Below are 18,660 nucleotides of genomic sequence, written 5' to 3' on the forward strand. Positions count from 1 at the left end.
GCTCAGAAAAGAATGACAGGTTTGCCGGAGAAACTGCGCTGCCGCAGGTCTGCAAGGCGCTCGGGCAACGATTCGAATTCGCCGATGACCAGCGGTTCGGTTTGCAGTTGTCCCTCGGAGGCGGCCAGCAGCAATCGCTCACCGGCGGCTACCAGGCGCGCCCAGTCGACGTCGTCGCCGTGCCGGTGTAGTGCTCCCAGGGCCACCTCATGCATCGATAGCGCGCGACCGAATGGCGGGTTAGGCCAATCGCTGACGCGCCCCTGGATGCACAGCAGATGGCCATTGGCGCGCAGAGCTGGCGCCAATCGCTGCGCATGGTCGCTGCCGATGCAGTCGATCAAGGCATGGAATCGCTCACCGGCGGCCCAGACTTCGTCATCGGCCAGCGGGCCGGGTAGCACCTGGGCGGCGCCCAACCGCTGCAGCCGCTGCCAGTGTCGCGAATGGCACATGACGCTGACCTGCACACAGCGTTCGCTGGCGAACTGCACCAGGTACTGGCCGACGGCGCCGCCGGCCCCGCTGATTAGCAGAAGGTCATCTTCGTGCAGCGGCAGCTTGTCGAGGGCCTGCCAGGCGGTCAGTGCCGGGCAAGGAAAGCCGGCGGCACGGGCGAAATCCAGCGCATCCGGCAGACACATCAGCACTCGCGCGGCAACGGGCGTGTGCTCGGCAAAACTACCCGGCTTGTTCAGATCCTGGTGATAGGCCACGCGCCGCCCCAGCCAGTCTTCATCGATACCCTGACCGACCGCTATTACGGTGCCAGCGCCATCAACGCCGGGGATTTTCCCCGGCTGCCAATCCACCAGCTCACCGCCTAGAACCTTCCAATCCACGGGGTTCAGGCCGATGGCAGCGTTGCGCACCAGCACTTCACCCGGCGCAGGAACGGGCAACGCGCGGCTTTGCAACTGCAACTGCTGCGCCTGCGCACCGCCTTGCCAAGTCCAGGCCCGGGATGAACTCATTGGTAGGCACCAGCCGAATAGGTCAGCTCGTAGCTGTGGCTGTATATCTCCAGGATGTTGCCGAAGGGGTCTTCCATGTAAACCATGCGGAAGGGCTTCTCGCCGGGGAAGTACTCACGCACCGGCATTCGCTGCTTGCCGCCGGCGGCGACGATGCGGGCGGCCAAGCCCTCGACGTCCGGATCCTGCACGCAGAAATGGAAGACGCCGGTCTTCCAGTACTCGAAGTTGTTCTGCGGACGCTCGGCATTGGGAAACTGAAATATCTCCACGCCAACGCGGTCACCAGTGGACAGGTGGGCGATGCGGAACGAGCCCCAGCCAGCGCCGAACACATCGGTGCACATCACGCCAATGGCAGAGTCGTCTTCGCTGATGGTGGTGGGCGGCATGATCAAGTACCAACCCAGGACTTGGGTGTAAAACTCAACGGCGGCGTCCAGGTCGGTGACGGCCAGGCCGATGTGGGAAAAGCTGCGGGGATAGGTGGCGCTCATGGCTCAGGCCTCGATGATACGGATGTATCACCAGCCTAGGGACGAACCGCTATAATGAAAACAACGCAGATGTTATTGAACCAATAAGAGATCGTTATGCTTAATCCCCAGTGGCTGCGCACTTTTTCCACTCTGGCTGAGGTCGGCAGCTTCACGCGCAGCGCCGACCGCCTAGACCTCACCCAGGCCGCCGTCAGCCAGCACATCCGCCATCTGGAAGAACAACTCGGCCCTTTGTTGATCCGCCGGCCGCGCCTGCTGGAATTGACGCCTGCCGGTCAGGCACTGCTGCGTTACTGCGCCGAGGTGAACCAGGCGGATCGCCGCCTGCGCCAAGAGCTGGAAGGCGCCGATGCCGAACACGGAGAAATCGCTCTGATCAGCCCCGGCAGCATCGGCCTGTTCCTCTATCCGCTGCTACTGGAGATGCAGAAGGCCACGCCTGGGCTGGTCGTACGCCACCGTTTCGCACCTGACAGCGAGGTGCTGAGCGCTGTGCTGGAAAACCACTATGAACTGGGCCTGCTCAGCTTCAAGCCTGACGACCCGCGCCTGAGCGCGAGGCTATTTGCCGAGGAACCGCTGGAACTGGTGGTGCCGGCGGGAATCGAGGTGCACGACTGGCAAAGCCTGGAGCGCTTGGGTTTCATCGACCACCCCGACGGCCAGGCCATGGCTGGCCGCCTGCTGAGCCGCCGTTTCCCCGGCAACCCTGGGCTCCGTAATCTGCCGCTGCACGGCTTCAGCAACCAGATCGGGCTGATCCTCGAGCCGGTCGCCCGCGGCCTCGGCTTCACCGTCTTGCCGCGCTACGCCCGACAGGCATTCGTCCGGCAGGACGAGATCGCCGTAATGGAATGTGGCGCCCCGGTGGTGGACAAACTCTGGCTGATCCATCGAGCGGAGTGGCCCCTCTCACGGCGGGCAGCTAAATCGATCGAAAGACTCACTCTTCATATTTCCTCGCTTACTCGGCCGAGTTGAAGCAGTTAGCACCTCTCAATCGCATTAATTATCGGCTGGAACCGCAAACGAGGCGTGGAAGCTTTGCCGTCTATGTCTGCTATTGGTCGGCAGCTGCCCATCACCGTTGGCCGCAAGCGGTCAGAAGCAGCAATCACCCAATTCCACATGCATTTAGAGGCTGGATGAACTCGACCCACATGGTCGTGGGCACTACGGCGCCGCCGTCTGAGATCGGCCAGAAGCGGACGCTCAAGTCCAATGAGGCTTGCCCAAAACATATGGAAATCCGTATATTCGATTTTCCATATGTAAGGTGAAGCCATGATCACTCCACCCGAAGTCTTCAAGAGCCTGGCCGACGAGACCCGTGTTCGCGCCACCCTGCTCATCGCCAGTCTGGGCGAACTCTGCGTCTGCGAGCTGATGTGCGCGTTGGACGACAGCCAGCCGAAGATCAGCCGTCACCTAGCGCAACTGCGCAGCACCGGGCTGCTGCTGGATCGCCGCCAGGGCCAGTGGGTCTATTACCGCCTCAACCCCGAGCTGCCCGCCTGGGTGCACGAGATGCTGCAGGTCACCCTGCTGGCCAACGCGCAATGGTTGGCCGACAACACCTTCCGCCTGCAGAACATGGACGGTCGCCCGGTCCGTGATGCCGCCTGCTGCTGATCCCTTCGAGCGAGTCCTCCATGCTGGTCGCCGTTGCTGTCTTCGTTTTCACCCTCGTTCTGGTCATCTGGCAGCCCAAGGGCCTCGGCGTCGGCTGGAGTGCCGCACTGGGTGCGATCATTGCCCTGGCCGCCGGCGCGGTTTCGCTGCATGACATCCCGACCGTGTGGGCCATTGTCTGGAACGCCACCGCCACGTTCATCGCCGTCATCATCATCAGCCTGCTGCTGGATGAGGCTGGCTTCTTCGAGTGGGCCGCGTTGCACGTCGCGCGCTGGGCGAATGGCAGCGGCTACCGGCTGTTTGCCTTCTGCATACTGCTCGGCGCTGCTGTCTCGGCGCTATTCGCCAACGATGGTGCGGCACTGATCCTCACTCCCATCGTCATGTCGATGCTGCTCGCCCTGCGCTTCTCGCCGGCCGCAACCTTGGCCTTCGTCATGGCTGCAGGCTTCATCGCCGACACAGCGAGCCTGCCGCTGGTGGTCTCCAACCTGGTGAACATCGTCTCGGCTGATTACTTCGGCCTGGGCTTCGCCGAGTACGCCTCGGTGATGGTGCCGGTGAACCTCGCCAGTGTCGCCGCCACCCTGTTGGTGCTGTTCCTGTTCTTCCGTCGCGACATCCCGAGGCAATACGCGCTCGATGCACTGAAGGAGCCGAAGGCGGCGATCCACGACCGCGCTACCTTCATCGTCGGCTGGTGGACGTTGCTGGTGCTGCTGGTCGGCCTGTTCGCCCTGGAACCGCTGGGCATTCCGGTCAGCGCGGTGGCCGCTGCCTGTGCGGCCATTCTGTTTGCCGTCGCCGCTCGCGGGCACCGCATCTCCACCCGCCGCGTGCTGCGCGAAGCGCCCTGGCAGGTGGTGATCTTCTCCCTCGGCATGTACCTGGTGGTGTACGGCCTGAAGAATGCCGGCCTCACGGACTTCCTCACCCACCTGCTCGACCGCCTTGCCGAACAGGGTTTGTGGAGCGCGGCCATCGGCACCGGCCTGCTCTCGGCGATGCTGTCATCGGTGATGAACAACATGCCCAGCGTGCTGGTCGGCGCCCTGTCGATCCAGGCCAGTGGCGCGGACGGCCTGGTACGCGAGGCGATGATCTACGCCAACGTGATCGGCTGCGACCTCGGCCCGAAGATCACCCCTATCGGTAGCCTCGCCACGCTGCTCTGGCTGCATGTGCTGGAGCGCAAGGGCATGCGCATCACCTGGGGTTACTACTTCAAGGTCGGCGTCCTGCTGACCCTGCCCGTCCTGCTGATCACCCTTTCGGCCCTGGCGCTGCGCCTGAGCCTCTGAAGTCCGCGTCAAGCGGAGGAGACCTCCATGCGAGTCCTGTTCATGTGCACGGCCAACAGCTGCCGCAGCATCCTCTCCGAAGCGCTGTTCAACCACCTGGCGCCGGAAGGCTTCGAGGCGGTCAGCTCCGGCAGCTTCCCCAAGGGCCAGGTGCTGCCGCGCAGCCTCACCACCCTGCAGCAGGCCGGTATCTCCACCGCAGGCCTGAGCAGCAAGGGTAACGACGCGTTCGAAGGCAATCCGCCGGACATCGTCATCACCGTCTGCGACAAGGCCGCCGGCGAAGCCTGCCCGGTGTACTTCGGGCCGGCGCTGAAGTCCCACTGGGGGCTGGAAGACCCATCCGATGTGGTGGGTGATGAGCCCGCCATCGACGCCGCCTTCCGCGCCACGCTGGCCCGCATCGAGTTGCGCTGCCGGGCCTTCTTCGCCCTTTCTTTCGCCACCCTCGGCCGCGACGAGCTCAAGCGCGAGCTGGATCGCATCGGCGCTCTCTGAGCAGGAGGAACCATGTCCGAGCAACTGCCCAACCTCGACCTTTCGCTGTTCGACCTGCCGCCAGCGGCAACCCGCACCAGTGAGCACAAGCCACGCATCCTGCTGCTCTATGGATCGACCCGCGAACGCTCCTTCAGCCGCCTGCTGGTGGAGGAAGCCGCGCGCCTGCTGGAGCACTTCGGCGCCGAGACGCGCATCTTCAATCCCTCTGGTCTGCCGCTACCTGACGACGTACCGGTGGAGCATCCCAAGGTGCAGGAACTGCGTGACCTGGTGCTGTGGTCGGAAGGCCAGGTCTGGTGCTCACCGGAGCGACATGGCGCCTTGTCTGCGGTGTTCAAGGCGCAGATCGACTGGATTCCCCTGGCACTTGGCGCCGTGCGCCCCACCCAGGGCAAGACGCTGGCGGTGATGCAGGTCTGCGGCGGTTCGCAGTCGTTCAACGTGGTCAACCAGCTGCGCGTACTCGGCCGCTGGATGCGCATGTTCACCATCCCCAACCAGTCCTCGGTGCCCAAGGCTTACCTGGAGTTCGACGACGCGGGGCGCATGAAGCCTTCGGCGTACTATGACCGTGTGGTGGACGTGATGGAGGAGCTGGTGAAGTTCACCCTGCTGCTGCGCGATCGCCAGGAGTTCCTGGTGGATCGTTATTCGGAGCGCAAGGAAAGCGCCGAGCAACTTTCCACCCGCGTGAATCAGCGCTCGATCTGAGGTCGCCATGCCCATCGAAATCAGACAAGCGCGCCCTGAAGATGCGCCGGCAATCCAGCTCATCTACGCCCCCATAGTGACTGGCACGGCAATCTCCTTCGAGGAAGTACCGCCGACCATCGAGGAGATGCGGCAGCGCATCGTCACGACGCTGCAGAACTACCCGTACCTCGTCGCGATGCGTGATGGGCGCCTGGTTGGCTACGCCTATGCAAGCCAGCACAGGGCACGTGCTGCATACCGATGGGCAGTGGATGTGACCGTCTACATCGCAGAGGGTGAGCGTCGTGCTGGAGTGGGCCGCAGACTCTATGGCGAGCTGCTTCCCATCCTTGCCGAACAGGGATTCAACGCAGCCTATGCCGGCATTGCGCTGCCCAACGCTGGAAGTATCGGTCTGCATGAACGGTTGGGATTCCGGCACATCGGCACCTTCCCGCAGGTCGGATTCAAGCTGGGCGAGTGGCACGACGTGGGCTATTGGCGAGTGGAACTCGGTACGCCAAGCAACTCGCCCAGCGATCCCCGTCGATATCCGGAAATCACTCGCTGAGCGTCCGCTATGGGTCGGTAGCGGCCTCTCGCTAGAGGCTGCAATCGGCCAATAGCGGACATGGACACGGCATACGGGAACGTCGAGCGGAGCCTCAGCCCCGCCCCACGAATCAAGCCGATTTAGCAGGGGTATACATCGAGCGCTTCGGTTCCGCGAACACCCGGCGAAGCATTGGTTCGAAGAACTCCAAGGGCTTCGTCGGGAACATCGAATCGAAGGCCGGTGCATCGTACTTCACGCAGAACTCCACAGTGCGTTCGAAGTTTGGGTCACCCCGGAACTGCTCCCTCAGGTTGCGATCCTTGCCGATCAGGTGGAAGAAGAAGTAGCTCTGGAATATCCCGTGGTGCTGCACCATCCAGAGGTTTTCCTCGCTGACGAAAGGACGGAGTATCGCGGTGGCGATATCCGGATGGTTGTACGAGCCGAGGGTGTCGCCGATGTCGTGCAGCAAGGCGCAGACGATGTATTCCTCGTCGCGACCATCTTCCCAGGCCAGCGTGGCGCATTGCAGAGAATGGGTCAGGCGGTCGACAGCGAAGCCGCCGCAGTCACCTTCCAGCAGTTTCAGGTGGGCGAGGATTCGATCTGGCAGGTAGGGGCCGTAGTTACTGCGAAACTCTCGGCTGATGATGGCCCAGTCATCGGCCGTGCCGTCTTCCATGTGCGTGAAACGCGCGCGTTCGTGCTGCATAAAAGAGCTCTCTTGTTCTTAGTATTGAAAAGCCCCTCTCCGGCCGGAAAGGGGCTGCTGGGTTCACTGGTCGTAGCCGGGCAGTTCACGGTCAAGCTTGCGGAGCAGTGCTGGCCAGGCCAGGGCGCCAAAGCGCCCCAGCATGCCGGTGTGGCACATCTGCTCGGTTGTGATACGCGCTTCGTCGCAGACCCTGTGTATCGGTCGCCCCATCCCCAGTGCGCACACCTGGGCGGCACATGCCCGCTCAAGCATGTGCATACGGATGAACGCTTCGGCCACGGTTGCCCCAAGCGTCAAAGTGCCGTGGTTGCGCAGGATCATCTGGTGCGTGTTGCCGAGATCCTTCTGCAGACGTTCGCGCTCCTCCAGGTGAAGCGCTGGCCCTTCGTAGTCGTGGTGCGACAGATCGCCAGTAAGGAACATGGCTGTCTGGAACAGCGGCAGAAGCCCTTCCTCCAGCGCCGATACCGCCATGCCGCTGGTGGTATGCAGGTGAATCACACACCCTGCGTCGTGCCGAGCCTGATGCACCGCACTATGAATGGTGAAGCCGGCCTTGTTGGCGCTGTACGGCGACTCGCCGAGCTGGTTACCGTCCAGATCGATTTTGATCAGGCTGCTCGCGGTGATCTCGTCGAACATCATGCCGAACGGATTGATCAGGAATTCGTCGGTCGTCCCCGGCACACGCGCGGAAATGTGCGTGGCGATCAGGTCGCTCCAGCCGAACAACTCCACCAGACGGTAAGCGGCCGCCAGGTCTACGCGCGTCTGCCATTCCAGGGCCGCCTGATCCGCCGCGTCCTTCGGAACGCTCTTCAGCTCAGCCATGGCTGCCGCTCCCGAACAGCTGAACCTGGATGTTGCGTTCACCGTCGTAGGGAGAGCGGCCGTGTAGCACGAGGATATTGTCGATCAGCATCACCTCGCCTTTCTGCCAAGGCACGATCACCGTGGCTTTATGACCTGCCTGGCGGTACATCATCACTTCGTCGTGCGTCATGGGAGTGTCATCGCCGAAGGTGCACTCGGTCGGCTTCGGGCGATTGGTGTAGCGCTGGGTGTAGGCCGGCCAGTTGATGCTGTTCACGCCGCTGTCGATGGTGTTCATCGTGTTGGCCTGGTTGAACATGTGCTGGGTACCCAGTACCGGATGATTGACGAAGCCGCTGCTGCGGTAGCGGGTTTCCAGGCTCCCATCCTCGAGCCAGCGCCACTCCAGTCCCATCTTCTCGCAGGCGGCCTGAGCTTCAGTGCGGTCTTCGGTGAAGAAGGCTTCCTGCCAGGGGCGGTGCAGGCTCACCAGATCCGGATGGAGCTGGTCGTCGCTCTCGACGTATTTGTCGCGGAAGTTGCGCTTGTAGATCAGGCCATGCCGGCGGATGCGTTCCAGGAAGCTTGGTTCGAGCAGCGACTCCAGGCGCGAGATCAGTCCGATATCCGTCGCACCGCCCACTTCCGAGGGCTGGTGGCAGTAGAAACCAACTTTCAGCGGCCAGTGCTTCAGGTAACTCATCTCCTGGTGAAGCGGCAGGCGGATGTTCTTCGGGAATCGCGTGGCCTCGAACACTTTGCCGGCCAGCGCGGCGCGGGGGGTACCTCCACCGGTGTAGCCCATGTCTGCGCTCGGGTAGTGGGCCATCATCTGGGCGAAATCTTCGGAGCCGTTCACCGGAAAACCACGTAGACGCAGCGCGCCGAATTGGTGGAGCAACTTTTCGAGAGCCTGCTCATGCCCGACAAACCACGCCTTGAACGCCGTGAAGTCCGTTTTCAGTCGCTCCGAGATTGGCTCGATGAAGAGCGGAACACCCTCGGGATGCAAGTGGACACAAACCTCACTTCCCAGATCAGGATGGACAGTGGGCTGGGTGTAATCACGCGCAGCGGTTGCTGCGACTTGAGCAGGTGCATTCATCGTTCTCTCCAGTTTTTTGTTTTTCGATGACGTTCAAGTGGCTCGGCAGCCGAAGGCCTGTACCGAGATGCATAGCCCAGATCAGATTGCAAAATGATCAATTGATAATCTGTAATATGTTTTCTACGATAGGCACGAGAAAATGCCATTGTCAACGCAGGGAATGGAGTCGCGGGATGAAGGGGGAACTCATTGAGTGGGTGCGGGCCGCGCGCCACAGCGCTTGGGAATACCAATGCTGGCAGCTACGGGAAACTGGGAATTCCAAGGGCGGCAAGCTATGTCCCCTGGAGGCGAGCAGGTATGCTCCTCGCCATTGATCCAGGAGAGTCGCATCGACCATGAAAGCCGCCTTGAGCGAACTGGACGGCCTGGCCGGTTACCAGTCGCCCCGCTACGCCCCCGGCCTGCGTACCACTCATGCCATGCTGGAAGCCGGGCGCCGCCTGCTTCGCCAGATGTCGCTGGAGCAACTGACGATCAATGACCTCTGCGCCCGCGCCGAGGTGACTACCGGCGCTTTCTACACGCGCTTCGAAAGCAAGGAAGTGTTTTTCAATGCCTTGCAGGTTCTGGTTCAAGCCGAATTGCGCGATACCACGGCGTTGCGCATGGCGCAGTTTGATGCCCGACAGTGGGAGTTGCGCGAGATGATCGAGCAGATTGCTCGCCATCTGCGCCTATGGGCCTATCGGCACGAAGGCGTGCTGCGGGCGTCCATCATCCAGCGCGCTCGTGAAGGGGACGATCCGGTGAAGCGCCTGAATATGGCCTACGTCGAGCAGACAATGCCGCGTCTGGCCCGAATCCACCCGGCGGGGCCGTCGCCCCTAGTAGAGCAACGCATCCTCTACGCATTCCAGATGATGCTCGGCACCCTGGTTTACGCACTGGTCAACCACGGCGGAACTCTTGCTCTGACTGATCGAAGTACGGAGCGGGAAATGGCGCGAGCGTTCTACCTGTATGTCACTCAGGAGCTCGCCTGAGTCGGTGAATTCCAGATATCTGAGCGTCCGCTATGGGTCGGTAGCTGCCTGAACCAGCAGAACGGCAAGCGATAGAACGCCAGCGCAAGGCTGCCGTTCTCCATGCTCCCTAAGCTTCCAGCTCGGCAAATGACGCTCACGCTGCGATGATCCACTCCGCAGCGCGCTCGGCGATCATGATCGACGGGGCGTTGGTGTTGCCGCCGACCAGGGTGGGCATGATCGAGGCGTCGACGACGCGCAAGCCTTCGATGCCGTGCACGCGCAGTTGCCCGTCCACTACGGCCATCTCGTCGCTGCCCATCTTGCAGGTACCGACCGGGTGGTAGACGGTATCGGTGCGCTTGCGCAGCAGCTCGATCAGTTGCTCGTCGCTGGAGAGGTTCTGGCCGTACAGGTCCTTCAGGCCATACCTGGCCAGCGGCGCCTGGCCGGCGATGTCCTGGACCATGCGATAGCCCTTGAGCAGCGTGCTGACGTCATCGTCATGGCCGAGGAAGTTGGGGTCGATACGCGGCGCGGCGAAAGGGTCGGCCGAGTTCAGGCCTACGTTGCCAATACTTTTCGGCCGCAGCACGCAGACATGGCAGCTGAAGCCGTGTCCCCAGTGCAGCTTGCGGCCGTGGTCGTCGATCGGGCCGATCACCGCGTGCAGCTGGATATCCGGGCGCGACAGGTTCCCAGAGGTTTTCAGGAAGCCACCGCTTTCGGCGCAGTTGCTGGCGAAGGGGCCGGTGCGCTCGCGGGTGTAATCGAAGAAGGCCTTGCCCATGCGCAAGGTGCCCCTGGCGGAGATCCCCAACAGGCTGGTGTCATGGCTCTTGTAGCATGCGACGAAGTCCGGGTGGTCCTGGAGGTTCTTGCCCACGCCGGGCAACTCATGCTGCAGGGCGATACCGTGCGGCTTGAGATCGGCCTCTGCGCCGATACCCGACAGCATCAGCAGCTGCGGGCTACCGAACGCCCCCGCGCTGAGCAGGACTTCCTTGCGTGCCTTGAGCTCCAGGCGCTCGCCCTTGACTGACACCTGCATGCCCGCGGCGCGCTTGCCTTGCAGTAGGATGCGCTGGGCCGTGGCTCCGGTAATCACCGTGAGGTTGCCGCGCAGCTCGCGGATGGGCTTGAGGAAGGCCGAAGCGGTGCTCCAGCGCCGGCCCTCGCGGATGGTCACGTCGTAGTGCCCTACCCCTTCCTGCTCGGCACCGTTGAAGTCGGCGTTGCGCGAGTGCCCGGCCAACTGGGCTGCGTCGAGGAAGGCATTGGTAACCGCATGCGGCTGCACCCGGCCGACATACAACTCGCCATCGCCACCGTGGTAGTCACAGCCGCCCAGGTGATGGCCTTCGCTCTTGCGGAAGTACGGCAGCACGTCGTCATAGCCCCAACCCGTGTTGCCCAGGTCCTGCCAGTCGTCGTAGTCGCTACGATGCCCGCGAATGTAGATCATGCCGTTGATCGAGCTGCTGCCGCCGAGGGTCTTGCCGCGCGGCTGGTAGCCAATGCGGCCGCCCAGGCCGGGTTGCGGGACCGTCTGCAAGGCCCAGTTGACGTGGCGGGTCGGCAGGATGGCGGCGACGCCGATCGGCGTGTGGATCAGCGGCGAAGTATCTTCCGAACCGGCCTCCAGCAGGCACACCCGTACCGAGGGGTCGGCACTCAGACGATTGGCCAGTACGCAGCCGGCCGAGCCGGCACCCACGATGATGTAGTCGAATTCCATACTTGTTCTTCTCGGTTTGCGGGCGATACGCACCGAGCAGCAGTTCTCGGCGCAGACCGCTGGAATTCTTCGCCGCCGAGGCGCACATTAATTGACTTTCAACGACTAGTTTTTGACTTTAGACGACTGTGACCGCCCTCATCCGCACGACCTCGTTCATCGGCTTTCCGCAACTGATCGCTCAGTTGGGCGGGGATTGCGAGCACTTGCTGCGCCGCTTCCAGATCGCCCCCGCCGCACTCGAAGACGACGAGGCACGGGTACCGCTGCGCGCCCTGGTGGGCGTGCTCGAATGTGCCGCCAACGAACTGGACTGCCCCGACCTGGGCCTGCGAATGGCCGAGTACCAGGACCTCCAGGTGCTCGGGCCGGTGGCGCTGATCGCGCGGAATTCGGCCACGGTAGGCCAGGCGCTGGAGGAAATCTCGCGGTTCATCGGCTATCACAGTCCCGGCATCGATGTGCAGCTCGACCGCAGTGATCGCCAGGCGCCGCGGCTGCTGATCGAGATTCGCCTGCCCGGCCCCACGCGCCTGAGGCAGATGCAGGAGCTGGCACTGGGGGTTGGCCACAACACCCTGAAACTCCTGTGCGGCAGCCAGTTCAGCGCCCGCTCCCTGCTGCTCAGCGGCTCCGGCGCACTGCCCCCCGCGCGCTACAAGCGCTACTTCAAGACCGCGGCCTACTTCAACCAGGATTGCAATGCCCTGGTCCTGAGCAATGAGCAACTGGGCATGCGCATCGAACAACAGGACCCGCAGCTGCACCGGGTGATGCTGGACTACCTGCGGCCCTTCGATGCCCAGGCCGCCGCCGGCCTGGTACGTCAGGTGGAGAACCTGATCCTGCGGACGCTGCCCACCCAGCGCTGCCGAATCGGCCTGATCGCCGAGCAACTCGGTCTGCATGAGCGGGTGCTGCAACGTCGCCTGGCGGAGCTGGGAACGGGATTCGAGCAGGTGCTCGAACAGGCTCGACGTTCCTGCGCGCAACGCTACCTTGCCGAGCGCCACATGCCGATGTCCCAGGTCGCGGGCTTGTTGGGCTACAGCGAACAGAGCGTGTTCAACCGAGCCTGTCGCCGCTGGTTCGATGACACGCCGCGCGCGATCCGGCGACAATTGCTCGACGGCAGCGCCGCAATTGACCCTGAAGATCCGCCCTACCGCTAGCGCAGTTGGAGGCTACCGCACCAGCCCCAGTTCCTTGGCCCGGACAATGGCCTGTGTGCGCCGGGCCACTCCCAGTTTCAAGTTGATCTTCTGCGCATGGCTCTTGACGGTGTGCAGTGAAATGAACAGCTGCTCGGCGATGTCCTGGTTGGACAACCCTTGGGCAATCATCTTCAGCACCGAGAGCTCGCGCGGGCTGAGCAACACCGCTGCGGCCTGCTGGTCCTTCGGCCTGAGCGAGTCCTTGCCCCAGCGAATCAGGCCGGGATTGCGCAGGCTGCAGTGGTACTCGGCGCTGAGCATGCCAGTCTGCCGGGACAGTGCCATCGCATCGAGCAACGCCCGCTGCGCGCCGCCCTGCTGACCCTTGGCATAGAGTGCTTCGGCCATGCCGAACCACAACTCTATGGCAAGACTGCGACGCTCCTGCCGCAGGGCCGTCTTGAGCATGCCCTCGAAGGCATCGCTGACCTCTTCACCCATCGCCTGTCGTGCATGCAGCAGCGCTACCTGCAGATGCTGGACCAGTTCGGGATTGCCGTACGGAGGTCTGTTGCCTTCAGCGCCGCTGTACTGCCGAAGCCCCTCTTCCAGCGCGGCACGAGCGCGGCCGGCATGGCCTTCCTGAATCCACAGGCGGGCGTAGCCGAGCAGCAGCAGGTTCTGGTACAGCGGCTCAGTGATGTTGCGGAATTGCAGCAGGCGCTCCGCATCGGCCAGACGCTGGTGAGCCTGGCCGAGCGACTTGTGCATCGCATCGAGTTCGGCCAGGCCGATGTAGCCCCAGGAGGCAGCCGGGTCTTCGCAGTCCAGGCATTCCTGCAACCCGGCTTCATAATGCCCGCGGGCAACGGCGTAGTCGCCGCGCCGCGCCAGCAAGGCACCCAGGCGCAGTCGTGTCCGGCCGCGCAGGGGGTTGGCCTCGCCCTTGCCTTCAACGCACAACTCCCGGTGCAACTGCTCGGTCAGGTGCAGCGCCTGAGCGAGTTCGCCGCGCATTTCCAGCAACTGCACCTGCTGCAGCAGCAATACTGCTTCGAGCATGCGGCTCCCATGGCGGCGCGCCATCTTGATGGCATCGCGGTGAAACTGCTCGGCCGTCTCCATTCGCCCGTCGACGATTTCCACTTCGATCAGCGCGGTGAGCACGATCACATGCTGCGCCCAGGCGGACTCCGGCAGATGATCCAGCGCCTCGCGCATATGCCGTGCGTCGGCCTTGCCCCGGTGGTATTCGAGCTTGCCGGACAGCGCCTGGCACTGCGCGAGCAGCTCGCGCTGACGCTGTGCCGTCGGCTGCGGCAGGAAACGTTGCAATTGCGCCGCGCAGACTTCCGCCTCGTCGAGGCGGCCGCTGATGAGCAGCGCCCAGGAGTTCAGGATCAGCAGGCGCGGCGTACTGGAGATCAGCTCGCCAGGCAGCAGGTTGCGCCATCGGAGCACTCGGGCCATCTGGCTGCCGTGCAGCAGTCGGTCGCGGGTGAAGTGCTGCAACAGGCTGGCGGCAATCTCGGGCTGCTCCGCGAGCAGCGCGTAATCGATTGCCTGGCGAACCTGCTCGCGCCCGGCGGACCACTGGCAGGCGTGGCGGTACAAGGCACGCTTCAGGCCCTGGGCAACTTCCGTCGCCAGAATGCTACCCACCGCCGGACGAACACGATGCAATCCCAGGTCCGCATCGAGCGTCTCGATGAACACACCCGCGTCGAGCAGTTGCTGAAGCAGCTGCTTGCCTTCGCCTGCGCCCAGTACGTGATCGCACAAGGAATCGTCGAAGTCCTGTAGGCAAGACAGCTTGCACAACGCATCCCGCAACTCCGCCGAAAGCTCCGCCAGCACTTCCTGCTCCAGGTAGCGCCTCACCAGTGCGTTGCCCTGCATCGCTTCCGGCAACTGCCCGGGGTCTCGACCATGCAGGCGCAGACGGATGCCGGCGAACCAGCCATCGGTCTGCATCATCAGGGTCTGCACGCTGGTAACCGGCACCTCGCCATACAGGCTGCCCAACAGCTCGCTCAATTCGGTGGCCGTCATGGCCAGGTCTTCTGCGCCGATCTCCAGCAGTTCGCCGTCGAGCAACAGGCGCTCCAGCTTGCAGGCAGGCCTGCGACGACTGGCGATCCACCAGGACACCGTCGGCGCCGACGCCCGCAGCAGGAGCTCGAGGAGACGGTCGATGCGCTCGTCTGCCGCTCGCGGCAGGTCATCGAGCATGATCCAGAGCGCACCTTCGCGCTGCGCCAGGCAGTTGAGCACCGAGATGGGATCGCTGTCGACGAGCTCCAGCGCCGAAGCGAGCAGGCGCAGCAAGGCCACGTCATCCAGCACCAGGCCTTTCAGGTCGAGCCACAGCACCTGGGTCTGTTCGGGACGGGCCAGGGCGCACTCGCGCAGCAGCACGCTCTTGCCGCTTCCCGCCGGAGCGCAGATCAGCCGCAGCCGGCAGCGCGCAGCGAGCAAGGTCTTGCTGAGTCGGGGGCGCGGCAGAAAGCCGGTAGGCAACGAGGGAACGCGGCACGGGTCTGAATAGATGTTCGCCGTGGGCATGGCGTTACTCGCTGATACAAAGTCCGCCATGGTACGGCTTGCCCTTGAGGCTGTATTGGGCTTGCCGACGATCAGGCATAAAAAAGGGCGGCTGTTCGGCCGCCCAACACGGAGTTGCTCGGTGAACTGATGACGTCAGCGAACGCCCGTCTGGCGCAATGCTGCCGGGGTGTAGTCCGCGGCAAGCGCCTTGGCGCCGAACACGATGCTCTGCTTCTCTTCGTTCTTCAGGCCCATGACCGAGTAGCGGCCGGAGATGACATCGTAGAGAGTCTCGGCGGTGTAGCCCGGCACTTTCTGGTTGTAATACTGCTGCGCGTGGCCCTCGCCGACACGCCAAAGCTGGCCACGACCGTCGTAGTGGTCGACCTCGGCCAGCTGCCAGGTGTCCTCGTCGAAGAACATGTGGCGCTTGGCGTAGATGTGCCGCTCACCGTCCTTCAGCGTACCCACCACTTCCCAGACCCGGTGCAGCTCGTAGCGGGTCAGGTCCTGGTTGATGTGCCCCGGCTTGATGATGTCGTCGTACTTGAGCGACGGCGAGTCGAGCTTGTAGCTGTTGTAGGGGATGTACAGCTCCTTCTTGCCGACCAGCTTCCAGTCGTAGCGATCGGGCGAGCCGTTGTACATGTCGTAGTTGTCGGAGGTAGCCAGGCCGTCGGCAGCGGTTGCCGGGCCGTCGTAGGCAACTTGCGGAGCACGCCGAACGCGGCGCTGACCGGCGTTGTAGAGCCACGCCTGACGCGGTTCCTTCACCTGATCGATGGTCTCGTGCACCAGCAGCACGTTGCCCGCCAGACGCGCCGGCGCGGTCACCCGCTGGATGAAGTAGAAGAGGATGTTGTCGCCCTTGGCCTTGTCGAAATCCGGCAGGTTGGCGGGATAGGACACTTCATCCTCGAAGTGCACCATCGAGAAGGAGCCATCCACCTGCGGCTGCACGCGGGTGATGTAGCGATGGATGTTACCGCCGCGGTAACGTGTTTCGTGGTTCCACACCAGCTCAACGCCGGTCTTCGGGATCGGGAAGGCGTAGTAGTGGCTGTCGAAGTTCTGCAGACCGTTACCGCCCCCGACCAGCGCGGTGTGCTGGGCACTGGTCCGGATCGCGGCATAGATGTCATCGGGCAGCGCCGCGGTGCGGTGCGTCGGGTATACCGGGATCCTGTAGCTGTCCGGATAGCGCTTGAACATCGCCATCTGGCCTTCGGTAAGCTTGCCCTTGTACTGCTCGGCGTTGGCCGCCGTGATGACGAACAGCGGCTTCTCGCTGGCGAACGGGTCGGCCAGGAAGCCTTTGCCGTCGACCGCCCCGGCATTCACCGGCAGGCCGCCGGTCCAGGCCGGAATGCTGCCGTCGGCGTTGCCGGCCTTCTCGGCGCCCATGGGCGTCAGGGTTCCACCCAGCTGCGCCACTTCGGCCGCCGGGGCGGCAGCCATCACGCTGCTGGCCAGTAGCGAGAGGGCCAGAACGCCGGATTTCAACAGTGTTTTCTGAGTCTGCATGGCAGGGTCCCCTGGGTTAGAAGTTCACGCCGAAACTGAGCGCGACGAAGTCCCTGTCGACCGACGTGTTGTAGTCGCCGCCAAAGAAGTCGGTGTAGGAAAGGCTGGTGGTGTAGGTGTTGGCGTAGTCCGCATCGAGGCCGAAGCTGACGGCCTTGCTGCCCTCGTTGAACAGGCCGTTGGGACCGTAGCCGTGGACGTCGTGCGACCAGCTGATGTTCGGCCGCAGGTTCACTCCGGCGAAGACGCTGTTGTAGTCCCAGATCGCGCGGGCGCGGTAACCCCAGGAGGTGGCGGTGACGTAGCCGTCATCGGTGCAGTTGGTGGTCAGGTTGGTGAAGTCGTTGTTGCCCACCGCACCAGCGATGGTGGTCTGGTTGAGCGCGCGGCAGGTGTTGACCGAGCCGGTAGCGGGCAGCGGTCCCGGCCCGTAGACCGGGTCGCGGCCGTAACGCGCCTCGCTGGTCGAGTCGAGCCCACCGACATGCACCACACCCACCTCGCCCACCAGGGTCAGGCGCTCGGCGCCCATGACCTGATCGAAGAAGTGCGTCAGGGTGGTCTGGAACTGGGTGATTTCCTTGCGGCGGTAGCCGTGCAGGTCGCCACCCGGTGTGGCCTGGAGCACCGAGGCATTACCGTAGGCCGCATAGGCCACCGGGTTGATCGCCGCGAGCGGGCCGACGCCGGAGAACAGCAGGTCGGTGGTGTTGAGCTGCACCGGGGCGTTGGGACGGTAGCTGACTTCGCCGCTCCAGGCCGTGCCGGTGGGCAGCGTGGTCGAGAAGCTCAGGCCGTACAGGTGAATGTCTTCCGGATACTCCATGAAGTAACTGGAGTTCCCCGCCACCACCAGGGGGGCCGCTGCACCGGTGCGGCCAGCCACGTTGTAGAGGCTTTGCGAAGGTGCGGTCACGCTGAGGAACGGCGCACGGCTGTGGTAGTTCATGAAGTACGCGCCGAACTCGGTGTTCAACGGGTCGAACATGTAGCGCAGCGCCAGGCCCCACTGGCCGCCGTCACGGGCATCGCGGTCGCCACTGCGGCGCACCAGGGTGCCTTCACCGTTCTGGTCGATGTCCATGGTGGTTCCAGGCAGCGCGGCGTTGATGGCATTGCCGGCGGCGAGGTTGTTGGTCAGCAGGCGCAGGTTGTTGCTGCAGCCGTCGGCCACCACGTCCGCCTGGGAGAAGAAGGTGCCGCAGTTGTCGACGACCGTCTGGTCCCACTCCAACTGGTAGAAGGCTTCTGCCGAGAGGCTGTCGGTCAGGCTCTGCGACACGTAGAACATGTTCACCGGGATCAGGCCTTCCTTGATCTCGGCGCCGGGGCGGCGGAAGGCGGCAACGTCGATCGGGTTGATCGAGTTGATACTGTTGAGGATGAAGGTGCTCTCCCCCCAGCTCACCACCTGCTTGCCCAGGCGGACCGAGCCCGGCTGATCGGCAATGGTGTAGTTGTGGTAGACGAAGGCATCGAGCATCTGCGCGCCGGCGGACTTCGCGCCCTCCTTGCGACCGCTGTCGTCGATGTCCTTGAACGGCCGGCTTTCATCCTTGAGCTCGAAGTCGTACCAGTACTTGCCGCGCAGGAACACGCCGGTGTCTTCGTACTTCAGCTCGAGGTCGTGGATGCCCTTGAAGATCTTCGAGAAGGTCTTGCCCTTCTTGAAGTTCAGGTGCCCGTCATCGGTGGTCTGCGACAGGCCCTTGCCGCCGTTGTTGACGCCGATCAGGTCCGGATCGCCGCCGCGCAGTGCCCAGCTGGCCCCCACGGACAGAGACGAGTCGAAGGTTCCCTCGACTTCACCGATATTGAACGTGACGGCCTGGGCCTGTGCGGCACAGCCCAGCGCGACGGCAAGCGCCAGGGCGTTAGGGGCGAATCCGGCGCGCGCTTTTGTTGTTGTCATGCGGCTTTCCCGTGGTTGGTG

16 protein-coding genes and 2 pseudogenes are annotated in these 18,660 nt (G+C 63.5%); 8 read left to right on the forward strand and 10 right to left on the reverse strand.

What is annotated here, in order from left to right; genetic code table 11:
• Window positions 1–2: 2 nt before the first annotated feature.
• Both IB275_RS24055 and IB275_RS24060 read right to left on the reverse strand, forming a co-directional pair.
• Window positions 3–974 (reverse strand): zinc-binding dehydrogenase, encoded by a 972-nt coding sequence (locus IB275_RS24055; protein WP_192291615.1) that lies wholly within the window; start codon window positions 972–974, stop codon window positions 3–5.
• Entirely contained in the window at window positions 971–1,471 is a 501-nt protein-coding gene (locus IB275_RS24060) for a lactoylglutathione lyase family protein (RefSeq protein WP_138216959.1), read from the reverse strand. Before IB275_RS24060 ends, IB275_RS24055 begins: the two co-directional genes overlap by 4 nt.
• Window positions 1,472–1,567: 96 nt before the next feature.
• On the opposite strand from IB275_RS24060, the gene IB275_RS24065 reads away from it, so the two are divergent.
• The 6 genes from IB275_RS24065 to IB275_RS24090 all read left to right on the forward strand — a co-directional run bounded on the left by IB275_RS24065 (window position 1,568) and on the right by IB275_RS24090 (window position 6,175).
• Window positions 1,568–2,455, forward strand: coding sequence for a LysR family transcriptional regulator (locus IB275_RS24065; RefSeq protein WP_192291617.1), 888 nt, complete (start codon window positions 1,568–1,570; stop codon window positions 2,453–2,455).
• A gap of 303 nt (window positions 2,456–2,758) precedes the next feature.
• A complete protein-coding gene (locus IB275_RS24070; protein WP_192291619.1) occupies window positions 2,759–3,106 on the forward strand; it encodes a metalloregulator ArsR/SmtB family transcription factor in 348 nt (115 codons plus the stop codon).
• Between the two features lie 20 nt (window positions 3,107–3,126).
• Window positions 3,127–4,410: an arsenic transporter gene (locus IB275_RS24075; protein ID WP_192291621.1), complete on the forward strand. Its 1,284-nt coding sequence runs from the start codon at window positions 3,127–3,129 to the stop codon at window positions 4,408–4,410.
• Between the two features lie 27 nt (window positions 4,411–4,437).
• Window positions 4,438–4,908 (forward strand): arsenate reductase ArsC, encoded by a 471-nt coding sequence (locus tag IB275_RS24080; protein ID WP_192291623.1) that lies wholly within the window; start codon window positions 4,438–4,440, stop codon window positions 4,906–4,908.
• Between the two features lie 12 nt (window positions 4,909–4,920).
• A complete protein-coding gene (gene arsH / locus IB275_RS24085) occupies window positions 4,921–5,622 on the forward strand; it encodes an arsenical resistance protein ArsH (protein ID WP_192291625.1) in 702 nt (233 codons plus the stop codon).
• A gap of 7 nt (window positions 5,623–5,629) precedes the next feature.
• The gene (locus tag IB275_RS24090; protein WP_192291627.1) at window positions 5,630–6,175 is read left to right on the forward strand and encodes an arsinothricin resistance N-acetyltransferase ArsN1 family B; all 546 of its coding nucleotides are present in this window, start codon (window positions 5,630–5,632) and stop codon (window positions 6,173–6,175) included.
• 112 nt (window positions 6,176–6,287) lie between these two features.
• Here the strand turns inward: IB275_RS24090 and IB275_RS24095 are convergent, their stop codons facing one another.
• From IB275_RS24095 to IB275_RS24105, 3 genes are all read right to left on the reverse strand, one after another.
• Complete coding sequence (locus IB275_RS24095; RefSeq protein WP_192294846.1) at window positions 6,288–6,872, reverse strand: HD domain-containing protein; 585 nt, start codon at window positions 6,870–6,872, stop codon at window positions 6,288–6,290.
• A 63-nt stretch (window positions 6,873–6,935) separates the two neighbouring features.
• Window positions 6,936–7,706, reverse strand: coding sequence for a class II aldolase/adducin family protein (locus tag IB275_RS24100; RefSeq protein ID WP_192294847.1), 771 nt, complete (start codon window positions 7,704–7,706; stop codon window positions 6,936–6,938).
• Window positions 7,699–8,793: a TauD/TfdA family dioxygenase gene (locus IB275_RS24105; protein ID WP_192294848.1), complete on the reverse strand. Its 1,095-nt coding sequence runs from the start codon at window positions 8,791–8,793 to the stop codon at window positions 7,699–7,701. Before IB275_RS24105 ends, IB275_RS24100 begins: the two co-directional genes overlap by 8 nt.
• Window positions 8,794–9,134: 341 nt before the next feature.
• Between IB275_RS24105 and IB275_RS24110 the strand changes: the two genes are divergently transcribed.
• On the forward strand, window positions 9,135–9,782 hold the full coding sequence (locus IB275_RS24110; RefSeq protein WP_192294849.1) for a TetR/AcrR family transcriptional regulator: 648 nt from the start codon (window positions 9,135–9,137) through the stop codon (window positions 9,780–9,782).
• 136 nt (window positions 9,783–9,918) lie between these two features.
• Here IB275_RS24110 and IB275_RS24115 read toward each other — a convergent pair whose 3' ends face one another.
• Window positions 9,919–11,502 (reverse strand): GMC family oxidoreductase, encoded by a 1,584-nt coding sequence (locus IB275_RS24115; protein ID WP_192291631.1) that lies wholly within the window; start codon window positions 11,500–11,502, stop codon window positions 9,919–9,921.
• Between the two features lie 128 nt (window positions 11,503–11,630).
• Between IB275_RS24115 and IB275_RS24120 the strand changes: the two genes are divergently transcribed.
• Window positions 11,631–12,674: an AraC family transcriptional regulator gene (locus IB275_RS24120; RefSeq protein WP_192291633.1), complete on the forward strand. Its 1,044-nt coding sequence runs from the start codon at window positions 11,631–11,633 to the stop codon at window positions 12,672–12,674.
• A gap of 12 nt (window positions 12,675–12,686) precedes the next feature.
• Here the strand turns inward: IB275_RS24120 and IB275_RS24125 are convergent.
• From IB275_RS24125 to IB275_RS24140, 4 genes and pseudogenes are all read right to left on the reverse strand, one after another.
• Window positions 12,687–12,875 (reverse strand): annotated as a pseudogene (locus tag IB275_RS24125) (response regulator transcription factor); the annotation flags it as partial.
• Between the two features lie 159 nt (window positions 12,876–13,034).
• A pseudogene (locus IB275_RS24130) lies at window positions 13,035–15,251 on the reverse strand (winged helix-turn-helix domain-containing protein); the annotation flags it as partial.
• Window positions 15,252–15,356: 105 nt separating this feature from the next.
• Window positions 15,357–16,727, reverse strand: coding sequence for a DUF1329 domain-containing protein (locus tag IB275_RS24135; protein WP_192291637.1), 1,371 nt, complete (start codon window positions 16,725–16,727; stop codon window positions 15,357–15,359).
• 16 nt (window positions 16,728–16,743) lie between these two features.
• Window positions 16,744–18,639 (reverse strand): DUF1302 domain-containing protein, encoded by a 1,896-nt coding sequence (locus IB275_RS24140; RefSeq protein WP_192291639.1) that lies wholly within the window; start codon window positions 18,637–18,639, stop codon window positions 16,744–16,746.
• Window positions 18,640–18,660 lie beyond the last annotated feature (21 nt).

The sequence above is a fragment of the Pseudomonas sp. PDM21 genome (genome assembly GCF_014852505.2).
Classification (GTDB): domain Bacteria; phylum Pseudomonadota; class Gammaproteobacteria; order Pseudomonadales; family Pseudomonadaceae; genus Pseudomonas.